Source organism: Actinoplanes subglobosus (assembly GCF_042650585.1).
GTDB classification, from domain to species: Bacteria; Actinomycetota; Actinomycetes; order Mycobacteriales; family Micromonosporaceae; genus Actinoplanes; species Actinoplanes subglobosus.
In genome coordinates, this window is the sequence record NZ_JBHSBL010000017.1 from 303,735 (window position 1) to 324,372 (window position 20,638).

A 20,638-nucleotide genomic window follows, 5' to 3' on the forward strand; every position below is an offset into this window, starting at 1 on the left:
GGCCGACCCTGATGCCTCGGGTCTCGCCGGTGAAGACGTCTTCGTCGAGCCGGAGGCGTTGTGAGGCGGATTCTTGCGGGGCTGGCCGCCGCAACCGTGCTCTCCGGGTGCACCGCCTCCGTCGAGGAGCCGGAGATTCCGTCACCGTTCGCGGCGTGCGACGCCCTCACCGGGGGGACCGTTTCCGAAATTCCCGACATCTCGCTCCCGTGCTTCACCGGCAGCGCCGACGTGCGGCTGCGCGACCTGCGCGGCCCCGCGGTGATCAACTTGTGGGGCTCCTGGTGCGGCCCGTGTCGCGAGGAGCTACCGGTCTTCCAGGGGCTCGCCGACCGGGCCGACGGCCGGTTCGCCGTCATCGGGGTCGACACCCGCGACACGCGCGAGCGGGGCGCAGACTTCGCCACCGATCGGAGTGTCAGCTTTCCGACCCTCTTCGATCAGGAGATGCGGTTCGCCGGCGAGCTCGGGGTCACGATGCTCCCCGCCACCGTCTTCATCAACGCCGACGGGGGGATGTACGTGCATCGCAACGCCATGGACGTCGACCAATTGATCGAGCAGGTCCGGAAACAGTTCGGCGTTACGGTGGCCCGATGAGCCGGGGCGAGGTACTGGGGCGGCCCGACGGTCTGCCCGACTGGTTCGAGCCACTGCTCACCAGGGTCGGCGAGTGCCGGACCGAGGATTTCACCACCCTGCGCCGCCCGGTCGGCACCGGCGGCCGGTCCAGCGCGGTCCTGGTCCTGATCGGCGAGGACGATGACCATCCCGGCCGCCCTGACCTGCTGATCCTGCAGCGGGCGGCGACCATGCGCAACCACGCCGGCCAGCCCGCCTTCCCCGGCGGCGCCACCGACCCGGACGACGCCGACGCCCCGGCCACCGCCCTGCGCGAAGCCAACGAGGAGGTCGGTCTCGACCCTTCGTCGGCCGAGGTCCTGGCACTCCTGCCGGACCTGTGGATCCCGGTCAGCGGCTTCGTGGTCAGCCCGGTTCTCGCCTGGTGGCGAAAGCCACATCCGGTGCATCCGTTGCAGCCGGCCGAGGTCGCACATGTCGCCCGGCTGCCGATCAGTGAACTCGCGGACCCCGCGAACCGTATCCGGGTGCGACATCCGAGCGGCTGGATCGGGCCCGCGTTCCAGGTCCGGGGGCTGCTCGTCTGGGGTTTCACGGCGGGAGTGATCGCTGCGTTGCTGGACATGGCCGGTTGGGCGCTCCCCTGGGAGCCGGGCCGCATCGTCGAACTTCCGGACGCCACCGCCCCCGTTCCGGCCGCTCGCGGCGGTGCGCCGGATGAGGTGGTGCCGTGAGATGGCCTGCGACTTCTACGCTGAGTGAGTGCCCGTGGTCGATATTTTCCTGATCGTGGTCATGGTGCTGTTCGCGATCAGCGGATACCGCCAGGGCTTCGTCATCGGCGCGCTGTCGCTCGGTGGCTTCTTCAGTGGCGTGCTCATCGGTCTGCAGCTCGGTCCGCTGCTGGCCCGCCAGTTCGAGAACGGCACGGTGCGGCTCGTCGTCGCGCTCGGCGTCATCCTCGTCCTCGCGGTCCTCGGCCAGACCCTGGCCGGCTGGCTCGGCACGAACCTGCGCCAGGTCATTCAGAGCAAACCGGTGCAGTACCTGGACGACGCCGGTGGCGCGCTCGTCTCGGTGGTCGCGGTCCTCTTCGCGGCGTGGCTGGTCGCCGTCCCGTTCGGCTCGACGCCGTTCCCCGCGATCAACGCGGCGGTCCGGGACAGCGCGATCCTCGGCGGTGTCACCGAGCTCGTCCCCGAGGAGGTGCGGGCCCTCTCCTCCGGGCTGCGCGACACCCTCGACACCAACGGCTTCCCCGACGTCTTCGGCGGACTCGCCCGCACGCAGGCCCGTGAGGTCGCCGCCCCCGACCCGGCACTGGCCGGTTCGAAGGTCGTCAAGGACTCGAAGAGCTCGGTCCTGAAGATCCTCGGTTCGGCGCCGAGCTGCTCCCGCCGTATCGAAGGCACCGGCTTCGTCTACGCCACCGAGCGCGTCATGACCAACGCGCACGTGGTCGCCGGCACCCGCGAGGTCGTCGTCGAGAGCGGCGGCCGCCAGATCGAGGGCAAGGTCGTCGTCTACGACCCCAAACGCGATCTGGCCGTCATCTACGTGCCCGGCCTCGATGCCCCGGTGATGAAGTTCGTCAACAAGGAGGCCGCGACCGGCGCCAGCGCCATCGTCCTCGGTTATCCACAGGACGGGCCGTACAACGCGCAGTCCGCCCGTGTCCGTGACGTCGGCGACATCACCGGTCCCGACATCTACGAGTCCGGCGACGTGACCCGGGAGATCTACACGATCAAGTCGCTGGTCCGCAGCGGCAACTCGGGCGGCCCGCTGATCGACCCCAACGGCGACGTCCTCGGCGTCATCTTCGCGGCGGCCGCCGACGACAAGAACGTCGGTTTCGCCCTCACCGCCGACGAGGCGGCCCCGGTCGCTCAGAGCGGGCGAGCGAACACGCGCGAGGTCCGCACGGGCGAGTGCGCCTGACATTTCTCGTACGGTCGCCGCTCTCCCGGACCGCAGCCACCCCTCCCGTGGCATCCACGCGGCCGCTGCGTTCCCGCATGGCCGAAACGCGCCCATCCGGGCTGAGGCGGTCCCTCCCCAGCCGTCCACGTCCCGCACCCTGCACACTTTCCCGCCAATCGCCGTTTCATGCGGCCGCGCCCTGATCGAGACGCCGCATTCCGCGAGGTGACGCCAGTCGCCCAGGGCGAGACGTCGCCTTGACGTGCATCCGACCGAAGATGCGCCTCCCCTGTCAGACCGCGAACGGACCCGACGAGGCTCGCCCACACGCGCCAACCGCGGTTAACCGGCCCGGGGCATGATCCGTCAGCGGCCGCTTCAGTGAGATGTGATGGCGCTGTGGCCGTGTTCGCCGACCCGCAGATCGTCAGCTCAGCGGCACCTCGATGGCGGCGCCGCACGTCCGGGCTGAGGCGTTTCCTTCGAGCTGCCGAGGTCCGCGGGCCTGGGGGCTTCGGTCGTCCGAGGGCTCAGCGTTTCTCTCTCGGCCACCCCCCACGTCTCTCTCGGCCACCCCCAACGTCTCTCTCGGCCCCCCACGTGCGGTGGTGGCGGCGCGCTTCGGGCGTACCGAAGGAGGGATTTAGCCTGTCGTGGCCGCGAAGCGGCGGATCGTGATCGCGGCGGCGACCGCGGACAGCAGGAACAGGGCGATCGCTATCCAGCGGCCCGTCGACGAACCGGCCGGCTCCGGTGCGGCCGGCGCGGCCCAGCCACCGGTGTTGCCGCCCGGGACCGCGGTGGTGGGACCCTGCGCCTGAACACTCGCCTGCGGCGCCGACTGGGCCTGCCCGGAGGACGGCGCACTGCCGAACCGGGCCACCCCGGCCGGCGGCGTGGTGTCGAGCGGGTTGCCGGTGACGAACGGTACGTCGGCGGTGAGTGCCTTGACCGGGTCGATGAGGCCGAAACCGAACTCGGGGTCACGCCCGGGTGCACCACGGTCCGACGCGGTCCGGATGATCCGGTTGACGACCTCGGCGGCTGACATGTCCGGCCAGCGGGAGCGGATCAGCGCCGCCGTCGCCGCGACCATCGGCGCCGCGAAACTGGTGCCCTGGACCCGCCAATACCCAACGGGGCCGGGACGGGCACCGACCAGGTCGGTCGCGGGTGCCGTGACCACTGTCTCCTTGCCGCGGATCGAGCCGCTCCAGAGACTCTCGCCGTCACGGTCGGTACCGCCGACCGCGATCACGCCGGGCTCGCGAGCCGGATACCAGACGCCGTAATTCGACGATTTCGACGTGCTCGTGCCGGTAGCGTTCCCAGTACAGGCGATCACCACGACGTCCTTGGCGAACGCGTAGTCGATGGCGGCGGCCAGGGTGGGGCTGGAACCACTGCCGCCGAGCGACATGTTCACCACCTTGGCGCCGTTGTCGACCGCCCATCGCAGTCCCTTCGCCACGATCAGGGCGTCGTCGTAGCGGTTGTCCTCGTCGAGCACCCGGACCGGCAGGATCTTGGCTTTCGGGGCGATGCCGACGACACCGGCCTGGTCGTCGTTGCGGCCCGCGATGATCGCCGACACCGTGGTGCCGTGACCGACCGGGTCGCTCTCGCCGTCGCCCTTACCGGCGACCAGGTCGACGCCGGGCAGCACCTGACCCTCCAGGTCGGCGTGGTGGGCGTCGACGCCCGAGTCGAGGACCGCAACCGTGACGCCGGCGCCGTCCGAGTAATTCCAGGCGTCGGTCAGGTTGAGCGCACTCAGCTGCCACTGGTCGGCCCGGACGGTGTCGCTGTTGACGACCGGCTCGGTCAGCGGTGGCGCGGCGCTCGCGGCAGCCGGCGCGCCGAACGCGATGAGGCCGGCCAGCGCGGCCGCGCCGAGCCGCTGCCCGCCGCGGCTCACCGCCGCGGACCGCCGGAGGGTGCCACGCAACGCGGCCGGTGCGGCCGGGTTTCGATGCTCACTGGTCACGGGTCGGCGTCGCCATTCTTAGACGGTCGGTCGTGGCTTCGGTCAATCGCTACGGAGTCGGTCGTCAATCGATGTCGTCAGTCGATGGAGGGAGATTACTCCCTCGTACCGGCGTGTCGCTCCGGTCGGTGGCGTCCAATCGCACCGGATGTCTGTTCAGCGACCTTGATCGCGGAACGGCGGCACGTGCGCGACCTGGATCAGGCGCGTGCCCTCACGACGGGTGACGAGGCGGCCCCGGCCGGGTGGCAGAGGGTACGGCTTCACATTCCCGACCAGCGCGCCCTCCTCCGGCGACCCGGACATCACCAGGCCGGGCGCCGACAACTCGCGCAGCCGCTGGATCACCGGCTCGTAGAGCGCCCGTCCGGCCCCGCCGGAGCGCCGCGTCAGGACCAGGTGCAGGCCGATGTCCCGGGCCTGTGGCAGGTACTCCACGAGCGGGGTGATCGGGTTCGTCGGTCCGGCCACGACCAGGTCGTAGTCGTCGACCAGGACGAACAGCTCCGGCCCGGTCCACCAGGAGCGCTCCTGCAGCTCGCGGGCGGTGACCTCGGGGCCGGGCAGGCGCCTCTGCATGTACCCGGCGGCGGACAGGATCAGGTCCTGTGTCTGCTGGGCCTGCATGCCGTACCCGATGCGGTGTTCCGATTCGGGCAGGTCGATCAGACTGCGCCGGTAGTCGACCAGGATGATCCGGCACTCCTCCGGCCGGAACCGGCGGGTCAGCGTCGTCGCGATCGACCGCAGGAACGACGTCTTACCGGACTCGGCGTCACCGAAGAGCAGGAAGTGCGGGTCGGACGCGAAGTCGATCTCGACGGGCCGCAGGTCGGCCTCGGCGATACCGATCGGGATCCGCAGGCCGCTGCCCCGGTCCACGTCGAGCGCCGTGTACGGCACCGAGGCGGGCAGCAGGCGCACCCGCGGGGCGGGCTGCCCGTCCCAGGCTGCCGCGATCGACTTGATCAGCGCCGCGGTGTCGCCGATCGAGCTGACCTCGGGCCGGACCGTGAGCAGGTGCAGGCCCTTTGCCCGGTCGGCCGGATGCGGGATCATGCCGCGGCCGGGCGCCTCGTCCGGTACCGACTCGGCCGCGCGCCGGGCGATGATCGAGTCCGACGGGTCACCGAGGCGCAGCTCGAGCCGGGAGCCGAAGAGGTCACGGACCGCGGGCCGGAAGTCCATCCAGCGGGAGGTCGCGGCCACCAGGTGGATGCCGTAGGACAGGCCGCGGGTCGCCAGGTCGGTGAGGACCGGCTCCAGCTCCTCGAACTCCTTGCGGATCGTGCTCCAGCCGTCGACCACCAGGAACACGTCGCCGAACGGATCGTTGCCGCCGCCCGCACGCCGGCTGCGGTAGGCCGCCATCGACTCGACGCCCAGCTCGGTGAACCGGGCCTCCCGCTCGGCGAGCAGGGTCACCATCTCGCCGACGGTCCGCCGCACCCCCTCCGCCTCGAGCCGCGCGAAAACCCCGCCCACATGCGGAAGGTCACGCAGTGTCCCCAGACCGCCGCCACCGAAGTCCATGCAGTAGATCTGCACCTCGGCCGGGGTGTGGGTGAGCGCCAGCCCGCACACCAGGGTCCGCAGCGCCGTCGACTTGCCGCTCTGCGTGCCACCGACCACGGCGATGTGCCCGGCCGCGCCGGCCAACTGGAGCCACATGACGTCGCGGACCTGCTCGCGCGGCTTGTCGATGACCGCGATCGGTACCTGGAGCCGGTTGTGCAGCGCCGGGTTGGTGAAGGTCAGCCCACGGCCGGGCGTGACACCGACCGGGCCGAGCAACTCGTCGAGCAGCGCCGACTCGTCCAGCGGCGGCAGCCACACCTGGTGTGCCGGTGGTCCCTGGCCGATCAGCCGCTCGATCATCACGTCGGCCAGCTTCGGACCGTCGTCGTCGGTGGTCTGCACCGGTTTCGGAGCGGCCGCGGGCAGCGCCACGTGCTGGGTGGTCCACGGCAGCACCTGGACGCCGCCGTGGTCGGCGCGCCCGCTGGACCGGCCACCCCGCCGGACCGGGCCACCCACGTAGGCCGCCTTGAACCGGATGAGCGGCTCGGTGCCGAACTTCATGTATCCGTTGCCGGGGGAGCGGGGCAGCTCGTACGCGTCGGGCACACCGAGGACCGCCCGCGACTCCAGTGCCGAGAACGTCCGCAGACCGATCCGGTACGACAGGTGGGTGTCCAGACCGCGCAGCCGGCCGTCCTCCAGCCGCTGGCTGGCCAGCAGCAGGTGCACGCCGAGCGACCGGCCGAGCCGGCCGATCTGCAGGAAGATGTCGATGAAGTGCGGACGCTTCTCCAGCATCTCGGTGAACTCGTCACAGACCACGAAGAGCGTCGGCAGCGGCGCCAGCGGCGCACCACCGGCCCGCGCCTTCTCGTAGTCGAACTGTCCCGCGTAGTTGCCGGCCTTGCGCAGCAGCTCCTGCCGCCGGCTCAGCTCGCCCTCCAGCGCGTCGGCCATCCGGTCGACCAGGGGCAGCGCGTCCTCCAGGTTGGTGACCAGCGCGGCGGTGTGCGGCAGCCGGTCACAGGCGGCGAACGCGGCGCCGCCCTTGAAGTCGATCAGGACGAAGTTGAGGATCTCCGACGAGTGGGTCGCCGCCAGCGCCAGCACCAGCGTGCGCAGCAGCTCCGACTTGCCGGAGCCGGTCGCGCCGACGAGCAGGCCGTGCGGGCCCATACCGTCCTGTGCCGACTCCTTCAGGTCCAGCTCGACCGGCATGCCGTCGTCACTCACGCCGATCGGCACCCGCAACCTGTCCCGGTGCGGGCGGGCCGGCCAGCCACGGCTCACCGAGAAGTTCTCCGGGTCGGGGATGCCCAGCAGCTCCGGCAGGCCGGTCTCGGCCGCGGCCGGGGTGCCGCCACCGGGGTCGGCCGCGGTCGCAAGGCGCAGCGGCGCCAGCCGCCGGGCCACCGACTCGGCCTCGTCGACGGTCAGCCCGTCCGCACGGCCCGCCTCACTCTCGTGATCCATCGTCCAGGTACCGAGGATGCCGTCGGTGCGCACCTCCAGGACCAGCGACGACCGGTCCAGCAGCCGGGGCGGCATGGTGTCCAGGTCGAGGACGGTCAGACCGTCGAGCGCGTCGTCGAGCCGGGTGGTGGCCGGCTCGGCGCCGTCGACGACGACCAGCACGTGCGGGGTGCTCCCGCCGGCGCCGCCCGGATGGAACCGCGGCCGTGAGCCGATCACCCGCTCCAGCACCTCGGCCAGCCGTGGCTCGTCACCGGCGACCAACCGGATCGGGCCCAGCGCGTCGCTCAGCGACGGGTGCTGGGCGTGCGGCAGCCATTTGATCCACTCCCAGTGCTGCCGCGCCTCCCGGCCCGCGCACACCGCGATCACCAGGTCCTCCGGCGCGTGGAAGACGGCCAGCTGGGTCAGCACCGCCCGGACCAGCGCCCGCGGCCCCTCGGCGCCCGGGGCGTCACCGCGCACGAACACCCGGGCGAACCCGCGCAGCGACATCGCCACAGGCAGGTCCGGCACCACCGAATAGGCGTCGAGGAACCGGCGCAGCGCACCGGCGGTCATCGGCTCCAGCTCGTCCAGCGGCCGGGTCACCGGCGGGATCAAGGGTGTCGCCAGCGTCTGCGGGCCCAGACCGACCCGCACCACGCCGAAATCGGGGTCACCGGGACGGCGCTCCCACACCCGGTGGCTGTCGGCCGTCGACCACAGCCGCTCCGGATCGGGATGCCGGTAGAGAAGGCCGAGCCGCTGCATCCGCGCGGTCTCCCGGACCCGTTTGCGCAGCGAGGCGAGATGCCGCAGATACTCCCGGCGGGCGGCCATCATCTCGGCCTTGCGCGGCGCCCCCGAGGCACCGAACGAGGTCATCATCATGGCCAGCGAGGAGACCCCGAAAAGACCACCGATCACGTACGAGTACGCGCCCCCGCGCCCCTGGCCCATCATCATCGCCATGGCCATCGTGCCGCCCAGCATCGGCAACGCCATCAGCCACTGCTGCCAGCGCGAACCCGTGGCCTCCGGAATCTCCGGCGGCGCCTCGACGGTCAGCTGCCCCTCGGGGATCTCCGGAGCCGGTCGACGGGCCGCCCGCTTGATCATCACGGTGCCCATCCCCGCCCCCTTGAACTCCGGCTCCGGCAGCCCCGTCCGATCTCGGGACTTCACGACCGGCCCACTCTAGGTAAAGTTCCGTCGATCCCGCAGCCTCGTCCCGGTCGATGTGGATAACCCCCGTAACTGGCTGTGGACGAACGGAAGGACTACCAGGTGAGCGTCGGTCTGGCCCGCGTGACCATCAGCGCGCCGCAACGGCGGGTCGACGTGGCCCTCCCCGAGCAGGTGCCCCTGGCCGAGCTGCTGCCCGAGGTCCTGCGGCACGCCGGCGAGGGCCTCGCCGACGAGGGCGAGCGGCACGGCGGGTGGGTGCTGCGGCGCGGCGACGGCGTCGCCCTGGCGACCGCTCAAGGTCTTCACCCCCAGGGTGTACGGGACGGCGAAGTGCTCCACCTCGTGCCGGCCGGTGAGGAGTGGCCGGAACTCGAATACGACGACGTGGTCGAGGCCATCGCCGAGGGAGCCCGCCGTCGCGGAGGTGTGTGGACCCCGGCCGCCAGCCGTACGGCCACCCTGGCGGCCGCCGCGGTGCCCCTCGGACTGGGCATTCCCGCACTGCTCGGCAACGGCACCGGCGGGGTGCCCGGTGTGGTCGGGCTCGGCGTCGCGATCCTGCTCACCCTCGTCGCGACGGTCGCCTCCCGTGCCTACGGTGACGCCCGTGCCGGTGTGGCCCTCGGCGGTTACGCGCTGCCCTACGCCTTCGCCGGTGGTGCACTTCTGATCACCGCGTACGACGGTGGTGGCGCCCTCTCCCCGGTGCCCTGGCTGGGTGGGCCGGAACTGCTCGCCGGGTCGGTCGCGGTGCTCCTCGTCTCGGCGCTGGCCGGCGCCGGAGTGGCCGCGGGAGCCCGGTTCTTCACCGCCGGCGTCGTGGTCGGGCTGCTCGGGGCACTGACCGCCGCCACCGGGCTGTTCACCGCCGCAGCCGGCGGAGCGGCGATCCTGATCTCGTTACTGGTCTGCGGCATCGGGATGCTTCCGCTGCTCGCGGTCCGGTTCGGGCGGACCCCGCTGCCGCCGGTCACCCTGCCGCCGGGCGCCGAGTCGATCACCGACGAGGCGGCCCGGAACTCTGCCGACCCGGTGCGCAGACTGCCGGAGCGGGGAGTGGTCTTCGCGTCGGTCGCCCGTACCGATGAGCTTCTGTCGGGCCTGCTCCTCGGCCACGCCGCGCTGGCCGTCGGCGCTTTCGCCGTGCTCGCCACCGCCGGGACGCTCGCGTCCCGCGCCCTGATCGCGGTGAGCTCGCTCGCCCTGCTGCTACGGTCGCGGCTCTTCGTCACCAGCCGGCACCGGGTGCCGGTGCTCGCCGCCGGTCTGGCCGGCGGTGCGGCCCTCGGCATCGACCTGCTCAACGGCGCGGGTGACGCCCTGCCCGCGGTGATCGCCGGCGCGGTGCTGGTGGCACTGGTCACGGTGATCGCCGGCGCGCGCTATGCGGACCGGCCGGCCTCGCCCTACCTGGGCCGGGCCGCCGACATCGTCGACGCCCTGATCGTGATCTCGGTGATCCCGGTCGCCTGCGCCGTGACCGGCCTGTACAGCGCGGTTTCCGGCCTGACCTGATCGTGATACGACCGCACCTGCGGGGCCGGAGCCTCGCAGGTGCGGTCGTTCAGCGGTTCGCGGGAGCGTGCGGTCAGTGCTCTCCGTGCTCGCCCTCGGCCTGGGCGGCTTCCTCACGCTTGAAGGAGGCGCGGATCTCGGCCTCGGCCTCGATCCGGCCGACCCAGGTCGCGCCCTCGACCGACTTGCCCGGCTCCAGGTCCTTGTAGACCTGGAAGAAGTGCTGGATCTCCAGGCGGTCGAACTCACCCAGGTGGTGGATGTCGCGCAGGTGCTCCTGACGCGGGTCCTCGAACGGGACGCAGATGACCTTGTCGTCGCGGCCCTTCTCGTCGGTCATCCGGTACATGCCGATCGCGCGAGCCCGGACCAGGCAACCGGGGAACGTCGGCTCCTGGATCAGGACCAGCGCGTCCAGGGGGTCGCCGTCCTGGCCCAGGGTGCCCTCGATGTAGCCGTAGTCCGCGGGATACTGTGTCGCGGTGAAGAGGGTCCGGTCCAGCCGGATACGTCCGGTCTTGTGGTCCACCTCGTACTTGTTGCGCTGCCCCTTGGGGATCTCAACCAAGACGTCGAAATCCATTATTCGCTCCCCTTTTGCTTGCCCGCTTGAATAGACCGGTGGTCCGCCGGGCGGGGAAGCGGGGCATGGAAGCAGGGCCCGCAGGATCCGCGCGCAACGGTGTGCCGGATGTCGCTAGTCTCCCCTAAGTCTGACGCCACGGGCGAGGAGGGGCGTGTGACGAGGCAAGATTCACATGACGGTCCGGACGAGAACGGCGTGTCGAGTTCGCAACCTGGCCCTGTAGAGGGTAAGAGAACGACCGATTCGTCACCCTCAACTTCGACAATATCGGACAATTTGGACGACCTGGATTCGTCGCGAGCCGATGCGGGGGTGTCGCCCGCTCGGGCAGGCGATACTCCGTCGATGGGTGACAGCGGCCAGGAGCGTCCATCGCGGCCGGAGTCCACGGCCTCGCCGGTCCCCTCTGCTGAGGCCGTTCCGGGGTCCGCTGATGCCGAACCGGCCCCTTCGGCACCCGTTTCATCCCCTTCCGAGTCATCTGCGCAGTTTGATCCTCCGGTGGCGGCTTCACCTGCGCCGGTTTCGCCCGCGCCGGTTTCGCCCACGGCGGCATCGCTCCCGTCTGCTTCGCCAGATCCGGATGCCGAGCCGCAGGTTCCTTCAGCGGGTCAGTCCGCCGCTGGGAACAGGCCGGCTCAGGGGCGGCTTCCGCTGACCTTCGTCCCGGGGTCGGAGGCTGTCTCCCGCGAATCCGCCGCCGGACCGGGCGCGGTGCCGGAGACCCCAGCTTCGGCACCGGGTCGTGCGGCGGTGCCGAATCAGTCCACGTCCAGCGAATCGTCGGCAGCGGACCCGCGGCCGGGCGCCGGTCAGGCGGGATCGGTTCAGGCGCCCTCGGGGCAGGGCGCTACGCCGAGATTGATCCCGGTGCAGCGGTCTCCGGAAAGCGAGTCGCTCCACACGGCTGGTGTGCCGGCGCACGGTCCGGACCAAGCAGCGACCGCGTCGGATCGTGGTCAGACTCCGCAGGTGGGAGGTGCGGCCCCTACGCTGGCGAATCGTCCGGGGCAGGGTTCCGTGTCGCCGGCGGCGGGAGGAAGCGGACACTATCCGCCGAGTGGGCCGGGGCCGTCGGGCAACTGGCCCGGTGGCCGCCCGGCGCAGGGCACGGCGCTCGGCGCGTGGGCTTCCGGACCGGCCAAGCCTTCGGTTTCCGGGTCGGCTGGGCCTTCGGTTTCCGGGTCGGCTGGGCCTTCGGTTTCCGGGTCGGCTGGGCCTTCGGCTTCCGGGTCGGCTGGGCCTTCGGTTTCCGGGTCGGCCGGGCCAGCGGCTTCCGGTGCGGATCCGGGGCGGCCCACCGAATCCGCTGCATCCGGCGAACCGGGAGGCGGCACTGCCCCGCGGCGTCCCAAGGATCTCGGTGAGAGTGCCGGTCCCGGTCGTGCGGTGAAGTCCAGCCAGGGTTCGGGCGGCAGTTCTGCAACAGGCTCGAATCAGGCTGCCGGGGCCGGGTCGGGCGCTGGTGAGGGCGACGGTTCAGATCAAGGCAGTCGCGGTGCCTCCCCGGGGGAGAGCGGCACGCCAGCCAGCCAGAACGCAAATTCCGGCCAAAGCGACAAATCAGGCCAAGGTAATGAGGCCAGTCAGGGTGGCCAGGTCGGTCAAGGTCGACCAGCCGATCCTGACCAGACCGCCGTCATCAAACCGGGCGTTGACCCGGACCGGACGGTGAGCATCGGCGCTTCCTCCGATCCGGATCGCACCGCGGCGCTACAACGTCCGGTCGATCCGGATCGCACCGCGGCGCTACAACGTCCGGTCGATCCGGATCGCACCGCGGCGCTACAACGTCCGGTCGACCCGGATCGCATCGCGGCACTACAACCTCCGGCCGACCCGGAACGCACCGCGGCGCTACAACCTCCGGCCGATCCGGATCGCACCGCCGCGCTGCCGCGTCCGGTCGACCCGGATCGGACAGCTCTACTCGGCCAGGTTGCCGGGGGTGGCAAGCAGAGCGCCGGCCGATCCGCGCCGCACGGTGCGGCGGGTGCCGAGACGAAGGCGGCCGGACAGACGCCGACCAAGGAGTCCTCGCAGGGCAGTGGCCCGGCCGCGAAGGGTGGGGCACCGGTCAGCGGTGCGCCAGGGACAGCGGACGGTGGGGCATCCGCGAAGGGTGCGGCACCGGTCAGCGGTGCGCCAGGGACAGCGGACGGTGGGGCATCCGCGAAGGGTGCTGCTCAGGTCGGCGGTCCGCCTGCGAAGGGTGCCGCGCAGGTCGGCGGTCCGCCGGTGAAGGGTGCTGCTCAGGTTGGGGGTTCGGCTGCGGCCACGGGATCTGCGGCCAAGGGATCTGCGCAAGTCGGCGGGGCGGCGAGCGTGGCCGGGGCGGCTGCGGCGAAGGCGGCTGTGCCGGGAGCCGGGCCGGTGGCCGGTCAAGCGACCGTGGCCGGGTCGGCCGGAGTTGTGGACGGTGCGCGGGCCACGGGGTCGGCCGGGGCTCTCGACCGGGCGCGGGCCGGCGAACTGTCCGGACCCCCCGCGGCCCTGGACCGGGCGCGAGCCGGTGGACTCACCGCGCCGGCCGGTGCTCTCGGCAAAGCGAGGGCCGGGGAACTGGCCGATGCCGGGAAGGCGGGGCGGGCGGCCGTACCGCTGAATGTTGCCCGGGCCAGCGTGCCGACCGCGCCGCCCGCGACCGAAACCGGAGCCGGGGCTGGTGACAGCGTCGGTGTGGGTTCGGGGCGCGGGTCGCGTACCAAATGGGTCGCGGCTTTGATCTTGATTGTCGTGGTCGGCGCAGCCGGCCTGATCGTGCGGCCCGGACCGGTCGACGGATGGCTGGACGCGTTGAGCGGTGAACCTGCCGCGACCACGCCTGCGCCCGCACCGACCACGCCCGAACCGACGCCGACACCCGTCCTGGTGGCCGCGGAGGCCGACGGCACCGCGCCCGACCTGGCGGCGGTCAAAGCGGCCCTGGACCCGCTGGTGAACGCGAAGGCCCTCGGCCCGACCGTGCACATCCAGGTGCTCGATGTGGCGAGCGACACTGTTCTCTACGAGCGCAACGCCGGGAAGCAGACGACGCCCGCCTCGACGACGAAGGTGCTGACCGCGGCGACCGTGCTGGCCGCGCGGGGCGCCGCCTACCGCCTGGAGACCCGGGTGGTTGCCGGTGCCACCCCGGGTGAGGTGGTGATCATCGGTGGCGGCGACGCGACGCTGGCCGTCCGGGAGGCCGACAAGGACCTGTTCCCGGGGGCGGCGCGGCTGGACGACCTGGCCGCGCAGGTGAAGAAGGCGCTCGGCGACGTCAAGCCGACCCGGGTGCTGGTGGACACCTCGCTGTTCGACGGGCCGGAGACGGCTCCGGGCTGGAGCTCGTGGGACGTCTCGCCGGGTGGCCAGGTGGCCCGCATCCAGTCGCTGATGACGAACGCGGGCCGGATCGCACCGGTGCACAACGAGTTCGGTGGGGATCCGCGGTTCGACGATCCGGCGCTGTCGGCGGGGAAGCTGTTCGCCAAGATGATCGGCGCTCCGCAGACGAAGAAGGGCAACGCCGGGAAGGTGGAGTCGGCGGAGCAGGCCTCGACCTGGACGCCCGGCGCCGAGCTGGGCAAGGTCCAGTCGCCGCCGCTGGTGCAGGTCGTCGACTGGATGCTGCAGCAGAGCGACAACGTGCTGGCCGAGGTCCTGGGCCGGCAGGTGGCGCTGGCGGCCGGCAAGGAGGCGAGCTTCGCCGGTGCGGCCGAGGCGATGGGCGACAAGCTGCTCGAGCTGGGGCTGCCGGCGGATCAGGCGAAGTTGTACGACGCCAGCGGCCTCTCCAACCGCAACGGCATCACCCCGACGCTGCTGGTGGAGACGCTGACGCTGGCGGCCGGCGGCTCGGAGCCAGCGCTCGGCAATATCTTCAACGGACTGCCGGTGGCCGGATGGTCCGGAACCCTGGAGACGCGGTTCGCCACACCCAGCGACAATGCCACGGCGCAGGGCGTCGTACGGGCCAAGACCGGCTCGCTGAGCGGTGTGAACACGCTGGCCGGAGTGCTGGTGACCAAGGAGCGGCGAGTGCTCGCCTTCGCGATCATGGCGAAGGGCGGCCCCGATGCGACGGCGGCTCGGGCGGCACTCGACAAGGTGGCGGCCAGATTGGTGGCGTGCGGCTGCTGATCGGGGCACCACCCTCGCTGGTCGGGGCATCACCCTCGCTGGTCGGGGCTCCACCCTCGTTGGTCGGGGCTCCACCCTTGCTGATCCGGGGTTTCACCTGAGTGCGGTCTGGAACCGCGCGGGTACGGTGGGCTGCATGGCGCAGTTCGTTGACTGGGATCTGGCCGCCGCTACCGCGGGCGCGCTGTCCAAATCGGGGCCCGCGGTCTCCTTCGAGGAGGCCACTCAGGTGGTGTCCGAGCTGCGGGCGCTCACCGAGGAGGCCGCGGTGCACGTGGCGGCCTACACGGGGCTGACCTCACAGACCGAGGTTCCGCCGGTCCGTGTGGTGGACCGTCGTGACTGGGCGAAGGTGAATATCGCCGGCCTGCAGAAGGTGATCGGTCCCCTGGTCACCCGCCTGTCGGGTGACAAGGAGCCGGGCCCGCTGGCCGACGCGATCGGTTCCCGGGTGACCGGCGTGCAGGCAGGGACGGTGCTGGCCTACCTGTCCGGCCGTGTCCTCGGGCAATATGAGGTGTTCTCCGGCGACCCGGGCCAGCTCCTGCTCAACGCACCGAACATCGTCGAGGTCGAGCGCAAGATCGACGCCGACCCGCGTGACTTCCGGCTCTGGGTCTGCCTGCACGAGGTGACCCACCGCACCCAGTTCACCGCCGTCCCGTGGATGCGGGGCTACTTCCTCGGCGAGGTGCAGGCCTTCGTCGACGCCTCGCAGGGCAGTGACCACATCCTGGAGCGGCTGCGCCGGGGCGTGGCCACGCTCTCCGAGGCGCTGCGCGACGAGGACAGCCGGGTCTCGGTGCTCGACATCGTGCAGACCCCGGCCCAGCGTGCCGTCCTCGACCGGCTGACCGCCCTGATGACGCTGCTGGAGGGGCACGCCGAGTTCGTCATGGACGGGGTGGGCCCCGAGGTGATCCCGTCGGTCGAGTCGATCCGGGCCAAGTTCAACCGGCGCCGCGAGGGCGGCAATCCGCTGGAGAAGGCGTTGCGCCGGGTCCTCGGCATCGAGGTGAAGATGCGGCAGTATGCGGAGGGCCGCAAGTTCGTCCACGGTGTGCACGAGCGGGTCGGCATGGCCGGTTTCAACAAGATCTTCGAGTCCCCGCTGACGCTGCCCCGCCTGGAGGAGCTCGGCGACCCGGACGCCTGGGTGGCGAGAGTGCACAACTGACCATGGCCAGGATCCCGCCGCCGGTGGCGGCAGTGCGCATGGCGGTGCGCCGGGGCCTGGCCGACCTTCCCGGGGATGCCCTGATCCTGGTGGCGTGCTCGGGCGGAGCCGATTCTCTGGCACTCGCTTCGGCGGCCCGGTTCTCCGGCCGCCATGTCGGCCTGGTCACCGTCGATCACGGTCTGCAGGAGGGCTCCGACCGGCGTGCCCGGTCGGTGGCGGCGTGGGCGCGTGACTCCGGGTTCGACCCGGTGCGGATCGAGACGGTCTCGGTGGCCGGCCTGCCCGGCGGCCCGGAGGCGGCCGCCCGTACCGCGCGTTACGAGGCGCTGGGCGCCGCCGCCGCCGAGCTGGGCGCGGTCGCGGTGCTGCTCGGGCACACCCGCGACGACCAGGCCGAGACGGTTTTGCTGGCGATGGCCCGGGGCGCCGGCCCGCGCGGGCTGTCCGGGATGCCGGCGCGGCGCGGGATCTTCCGGCGGCCGCTGCTCGAGGTGGCCCGGGCGGACACCAGGAAGGCGTGTGCCGCCCTGGGCCTGGCGCCCTGGGAGGACCCGCACAACACCGATCCGGCGTACGCACGGTCGCGTGTCCGTGCCTCGGCGTTGCCGGCCCTCGTCGACGCTCTGGGCCCGGCGGTGCTGCCCAACCTGGCCCGGACGGCGGCGCTGGTGGCGGCGGACAACGCGGCGTTGGACGAGTTGTCCGGGCTGGCGCTGGAGTCGGCCCGCTCCTCGGCGGGCCTGTCGGTGACGGCACTGGCCGGGATGCTGCCGGCGATCCGGGGTCGGGCGCTGCACCGGTGGGCGCGTGAGCTGGGCGCGCCGGGCGGGGCCCTGGCCTACGGTCACGTGGTCGCCCTGGACGCACTGGTGACCGACTGGCACGGTCAGGGGCCGGTGTTCCTGCCGGCCGGGATCGGGGTGGCACGCCGTTCGGATGACCTCGTCCGGGTGGTTCCCTCCAATATCAGCTGAGGCATCCGTATCGGAAAGTGGCCCCGTTCGCCGAACGGTAACCTCCATACGGCAGGCTAGGCCCATGGCTGATGGCTCTTGGTACGACGCCGACATCGACCACGTGATCATCTCGGAGCAACAGATCCGGGAGAAGATCGACGAACTGGCCAAGCAGGTGTCCGTGGACCACACCGACGCCGATGGCGGCATCCTGCTCGTCTGTGTGCTGAAGGGCGCGGTCATGTTCATGGCCGATTTCGCCCGGGCGCTGGGCAAGCACGGCCCCTCGACCGAGATGGAGTTCATGGCCGTCTCGTCGTATGGGCAGGGGACGACCTCCTCGGGCGTGGTGCGCATCCTGAAGGATCTGGACCGGGACATCACCGGTCGGCACGTGCTGGTCGTCGAGGACATCGTGGATTCCGGTCTGACCCTCTCCTGGCTGATGAAGTACCTGGAGTCGCGCCAGCCGGCCAGCGTCGAGGTGGTGGCCCTGTTCCGCAAGCCGGACGCGGTCAAGGTGCAGGTCCCGGTGCGTTACGTGGGCTTCGACATCCCGAACGAGTTCGTGGTCGGCTACGGCCTGGACTTCGCCGAGAGGTACCGGGAGCTGCCTTACGTGGGCGTTCTCAAGCCCGAGGTGTACGCCCGTAGCTGAACCGCTTTCTCAGCGTGTTCTCAGTAATGCTTCATTATGGGCGTTTTTGCACCTGAACCGCCCTTATTTAACCGCGCGTACGCGTAGTTCGCCCTGCGGGCTCACGGGTTCGTAATCGGCACCTACGGTGTACGGTCGAGTGACCGATGGCGTGGTGTCACAGACGCCGGAGGGGCTGGGGCCGGAAACGGCCTCGGCAGCCGCCGGTGGGCGGCAACGTTGAGGTGACCAGGACGGCCGATCAGGAGGGTCCGGGCGCTTGGCGCCCGACAACAGTATGGAACGTACGCGTTTCTTCCGCCGCCCGGTGGTCTGGATCATTCTGGTGATCATCGGCGTACTCGGGCTGAGCATGCTCTTCACCAGTGGTCCGAGCTACCAGAGGGTCGAGACATCGGTCGCACTTGACCGGTTGAACCAACCCGGTATCGAGAAGATCGTCCAGAAGGACAAGGAGCAGACGCTCCAGATCGACCTCGCTCAGTCGGAGACGTTCGACGGCAAGTCCACGAACAAGATCGAAGCTCAGTATCCCTACGAGCTCACCGACGAGATCTACGCCAAGGCCGAGCAGGCCCGGGCGCAGAAGTTCGTCGCCAAGACCGTCGACACGTCTGTCTCCGGCGACAACATTCTGCTCAGCATTCTGATCAACCTGCTGCCGATCGCGATTCTCGTGGTCCTGCTGCTGCTGTTCATGTCGCAGATGCAGGGCGGCGGCTCCCGGGTGCTCAACTTCGGCAAGTCCAAGGCGAAGATGATCACCAAGGACACGCCGAAGACCACGTTCGCCGACGTGGCGGGCGCCGACGAGGCCGTCGAGGAGCTCCAGGAGATCAAGGACTTCCTGCAGAACCCGACGAAGTACCAGGCGCTCGGCGCCAAGATCCCGAAGGGTGTGCTGCTCTTCGGTTCCCCCGGTACCGGTAAGACGCTGCTGGCCCGTGCCGTGGCGGGCGAGGCCGGCGTGCCGTTCTACTCGATCTCCGGCTCCGACTTCGTCGAGATGTTCGTCGGTGTCGGCGCGAGCCGGGTCCGCGACCTCTTCGAGCAGGCCAAGTCGAACGCTCCGGCGATCGTCTTCGTCGACGAGATCGACGCCGTCGGCCGGCACCGTGGTGCCGGCATGGGCGGTGGCCACGACGAGCGTGAGCAGACCCTCAACCAGCTGCTCGTCGAGATGGACGGCTTCGACACCAAGGGCGGCGTGATCCTGATCGCGGCCACCAACCGGCCCGACATCCTCGACCCGGCGCTGCTGCGCCCGGGCCGTTTCGACCGGCAGATCCCGGTGGACAACCCCGACATGGAGGGCCGCAAGGCGATCCTGCGGGTGCACGCCAAGGGCAAGCCGTTCACGCCCGACGTCGACCTCGACTCGGTGGCCCGCCGCACGCCCGGCTTCTCCGGCGCCGACCTGGCCAACGTGATCAACGAGGCCGCGCTGCTGACCGCCCGGCACGAGAAGCGGGCGATCTCCAACGACTACCTCGAAGAGGCGATCGACCGGGTCATCGCCGGCCCCGAGCGCCGCACCCGGGCGATGAGCGACAAGGAAAAGAAGATCACGGCGTACCACGAGGGTGGACACGCTCTGGTCGCCTACGCCCTGCCGCACTCCGCCCCCGTGCACAAGGTGACGATCCTGCCGCGTGGCCGTTCGCTCGGTCACACGCTGGTCCTGCCGACCGAGGACAAGTACACCCAGACCCGGGCCGAGATGATCGACACCCTGGCGTACGCGCTGGGTGGCCGGGCCGCCGAGGAGCTCGTCTTCCACGAGCCCACCACCGGCGCCGGCAACGACATCGAGAAGGCGACGAACCTGGCGAAGGCCATGGTCACGCAGTACGGCATGAGCTCCAAGCTGGGCGCCGTGAAGTACGGCACCACCGGCGACGAGCCGTTCATGGGCCGCAGCATGGGCCATGACAAGGCGTACTCGGACTCGGTCGCCGCGGACATCGACGCCGAGGTCCGGGCCCTGATCGAGCTGGCGCACGACGAAGCCTGGGAGATCCTCGTCGAGTACCGCGACGTCCTCGACAACATGGTCCTCGAGCTGATGGAGAAGGAGACCATCACGCAGGAGGACATGAACCGGATCTGTGCCCGGGTGGCCAAGCGCCCGCCCATGGCCCCGTTCAACGGCTTCGGCAAGCGGCTCCCGTCCGAGGCCCCGCCGGTCGTCACTCCCGCCGAGCGGGAGAAGCTCAAGGCGCAGGCCGAGGCTGACGGACAGATCGCGGTCGGGCACAGCCCGAACGCGAACGGTGCGGAAGGCAGCAACTAATCAGCTCGCACGACGAACTCGACTACCTCGCCGCCCGGCTGGTCGACGGCAAGCTCACCGGTACCCCGGTCGAGCAGGCCGTCGACCTCGGGCGGATCGAGAAAGCGGTCCGGGAGATCCTCATCGCCGTCGGTGAGGACCCGGACCGTGACGGTCTCCAGCGCACCCCGGCCCGGGTCGCCCGGGCCTACGCCGAGCTCTTCGCCGGGCTCCGCGTCGACCCGGCCACCGTGCTCACCACCAGCTTCGAGGCGGACCACGAGGAACTCGTCCTGGTCCGCGACATCGAGGTGCAGAGCATGTGCGAGCACCACCTGCTGCCGTTCAAGGGCGTGGCACACATCGGCTACATCCCGGGCACCGACGGGCGCATCACCGGGCTGTCCAAACTGGCCCGGCTCGTCGAGGTCTACGGCCGGCGGCCGCAGGTCCAGGAGCGTCTCACGTCACAGATCGCCGACCTGCTGATGCAGCAGCTCGGTGCCCGCGGCGCGATCGTCGTCCTGGAGTGCGAGCACCTCTGCATGGAGATGCGGGGTATCCGTAAGGCCGGAGCACGTACCGTGACCAGCGCGGTCCGCGGCGCCTTCCAGACCGACGGCAAGGTCCGCGCCGAGGCCATGGCGTTGATAAACGCCCGCTGAGCTGCTGCTCCAAGGCCGGCCCCCG

The 20,638-nt window shown here is 70.9% G+C and carries 13 protein-coding genes; 10 read left to right on the forward strand and 3 right to left on the reverse strand.

Annotation, left to right across the window (positions count from 1 at the left end; all coding sequences use genetic code 11):
• Window positions 1–60: 60 nt before the first annotated feature.
• The 3 genes from ACFO0C_RS19320 to ACFO0C_RS19330 are packed head-to-tail and all read left to right on the forward strand — an operon-like array spanning window position 61 to window position 2,523.
• Window positions 61–600, forward strand: a complete 540-nt coding sequence (locus ACFO0C_RS19320) for a TlpA family protein disulfide reductase (RefSeq protein ID WP_378068039.1) — start codon at window positions 61–63, stop codon at window positions 598–600.
• The gene (locus tag ACFO0C_RS19325) at window positions 597–1,316 is read left to right on the forward strand and encodes an NUDIX hydrolase (protein WP_378068040.1); all 720 of its coding nucleotides are present in this window, start codon (window positions 597–599) and stop codon (window positions 1,314–1,316) included. Before ACFO0C_RS19320 ends, ACFO0C_RS19325 begins: the two co-directional genes overlap by 4 nt.
• 28 nt (window positions 1,317–1,344) lie before the next feature.
• Window positions 1,345–2,523, forward strand: a complete 1,179-nt coding sequence (locus tag ACFO0C_RS19330) for a MarP family serine protease (protein ID WP_378068041.1) — start codon at window positions 1,345–1,347, stop codon at window positions 2,521–2,523.
• A gap of 625 nt (window positions 2,524–3,148) precedes the next feature.
• On the opposite strand, the gene mycP is transcribed toward ACFO0C_RS19330, so the two are convergent.
• Both mycP and eccCa read right to left on the reverse strand, forming a co-directional pair.
• Window positions 3,149–4,423: a type VII secretion-associated serine protease mycosin gene (gene mycP / locus ACFO0C_RS19335; RefSeq protein ID WP_378068510.1), complete on the reverse strand. Its 1,275-nt coding sequence runs from the start codon at window positions 4,421–4,423 to the stop codon at window positions 3,149–3,151.
• A 225-nt stretch (window positions 4,424–4,648) separates the two neighbouring features.
• The gene (gene eccCa / locus ACFO0C_RS19340) at window positions 4,649–8,599 is read right to left on the reverse strand and encodes a type VII secretion protein EccCa (RefSeq protein WP_378068511.1); all 3,951 of its coding nucleotides are present in this window, start codon (window positions 8,597–8,599) and stop codon (window positions 4,649–4,651) included.
• A 156-nt stretch (window positions 8,600–8,755) separates the two neighbouring features.
• Here eccCa and eccD point away from each other — a divergent pair, with 156 nt between their 5' ends.
• Window positions 8,756–10,171 carry a type VII secretion integral membrane protein EccD gene (gene eccD / locus ACFO0C_RS19345; protein WP_378068042.1) on the forward strand — a complete coding sequence of 472 codons (1,416 nt, stop codon included), beginning with the start codon at window positions 8,756–8,758 and terminating at the stop codon, window positions 10,169–10,171.
• 73 nt (window positions 10,172–10,244) lie between these two features.
• On the opposite strand, the gene ACFO0C_RS19350 is transcribed toward eccD, so the two are convergent.
• On the reverse strand, window positions 10,245–10,754 hold the full coding sequence (locus tag ACFO0C_RS19350) for an inorganic diphosphatase (RefSeq protein WP_317789739.1): 510 nt from the start codon (window positions 10,752–10,754) through the stop codon (window positions 10,245–10,247).
• A gap of 2,376 nt (window positions 10,755–13,130) precedes the next feature.
• Between ACFO0C_RS19350 and dacB the strand changes: the two genes are divergently transcribed.
• From dacB to folE, 6 genes are all read left to right on the forward strand, one after another.
• A complete protein-coding gene (gene dacB, locus ACFO0C_RS19355) occupies window positions 13,131–14,882 on the forward strand; it encodes a D-alanyl-D-alanine carboxypeptidase/D-alanyl-D-alanine endopeptidase (protein WP_378068043.1) in 1,752 nt (583 codons plus the stop codon).
• A gap of 136 nt (window positions 14,883–15,018) precedes the next feature.
• Window positions 15,019–16,059, forward strand: a complete 1,041-nt coding sequence (locus tag ACFO0C_RS19360) for a zinc-dependent metalloprotease (protein ID WP_378068044.1) — start codon at window positions 15,019–15,021, stop codon at window positions 16,057–16,059.
• 2 nt (window positions 16,060–16,061) lie between these two features.
• Window positions 16,062–17,036: a tRNA lysidine(34) synthetase TilS gene (gene tilS, locus ACFO0C_RS19365; RefSeq protein ID WP_378068045.1), complete on the forward strand. Its 975-nt coding sequence runs from the start codon at window positions 16,062–16,064 to the stop codon at window positions 17,034–17,036.
• Window positions 17,037–17,100: 64 nt separating this feature from the next.
• Window positions 17,101–17,676 carry a hypoxanthine phosphoribosyltransferase gene (hpt, locus tag ACFO0C_RS19370; protein ID WP_378068046.1) on the forward strand — a complete coding sequence of 192 codons (576 nt, stop codon included), beginning with the start codon at window positions 17,101–17,103 and terminating at the stop codon, window positions 17,674–17,676.
• A 277-nt stretch (window positions 17,677–17,953) separates the two neighbouring features.
• Window positions 17,954–19,969: an ATP-dependent zinc metalloprotease FtsH gene (gene ftsH, locus ACFO0C_RS19375; protein ID WP_378068047.1), complete on the forward strand. Its 2,016-nt coding sequence runs from the start codon at window positions 17,954–17,956 to the stop codon at window positions 19,967–19,969.
• The gene (gene folE / locus ACFO0C_RS19380) at window positions 19,969–20,613 is read left to right on the forward strand and encodes a GTP cyclohydrolase I FolE (RefSeq protein WP_378068512.1); all 645 of its coding nucleotides are present in this window, start codon (window positions 19,969–19,971) and stop codon (window positions 20,611–20,613) included. Before ftsH ends, folE begins: the two co-directional genes overlap by 1 nt.
• The last annotated feature ends 25 nt before the right edge of the window (window positions 20,614–20,638 follow it).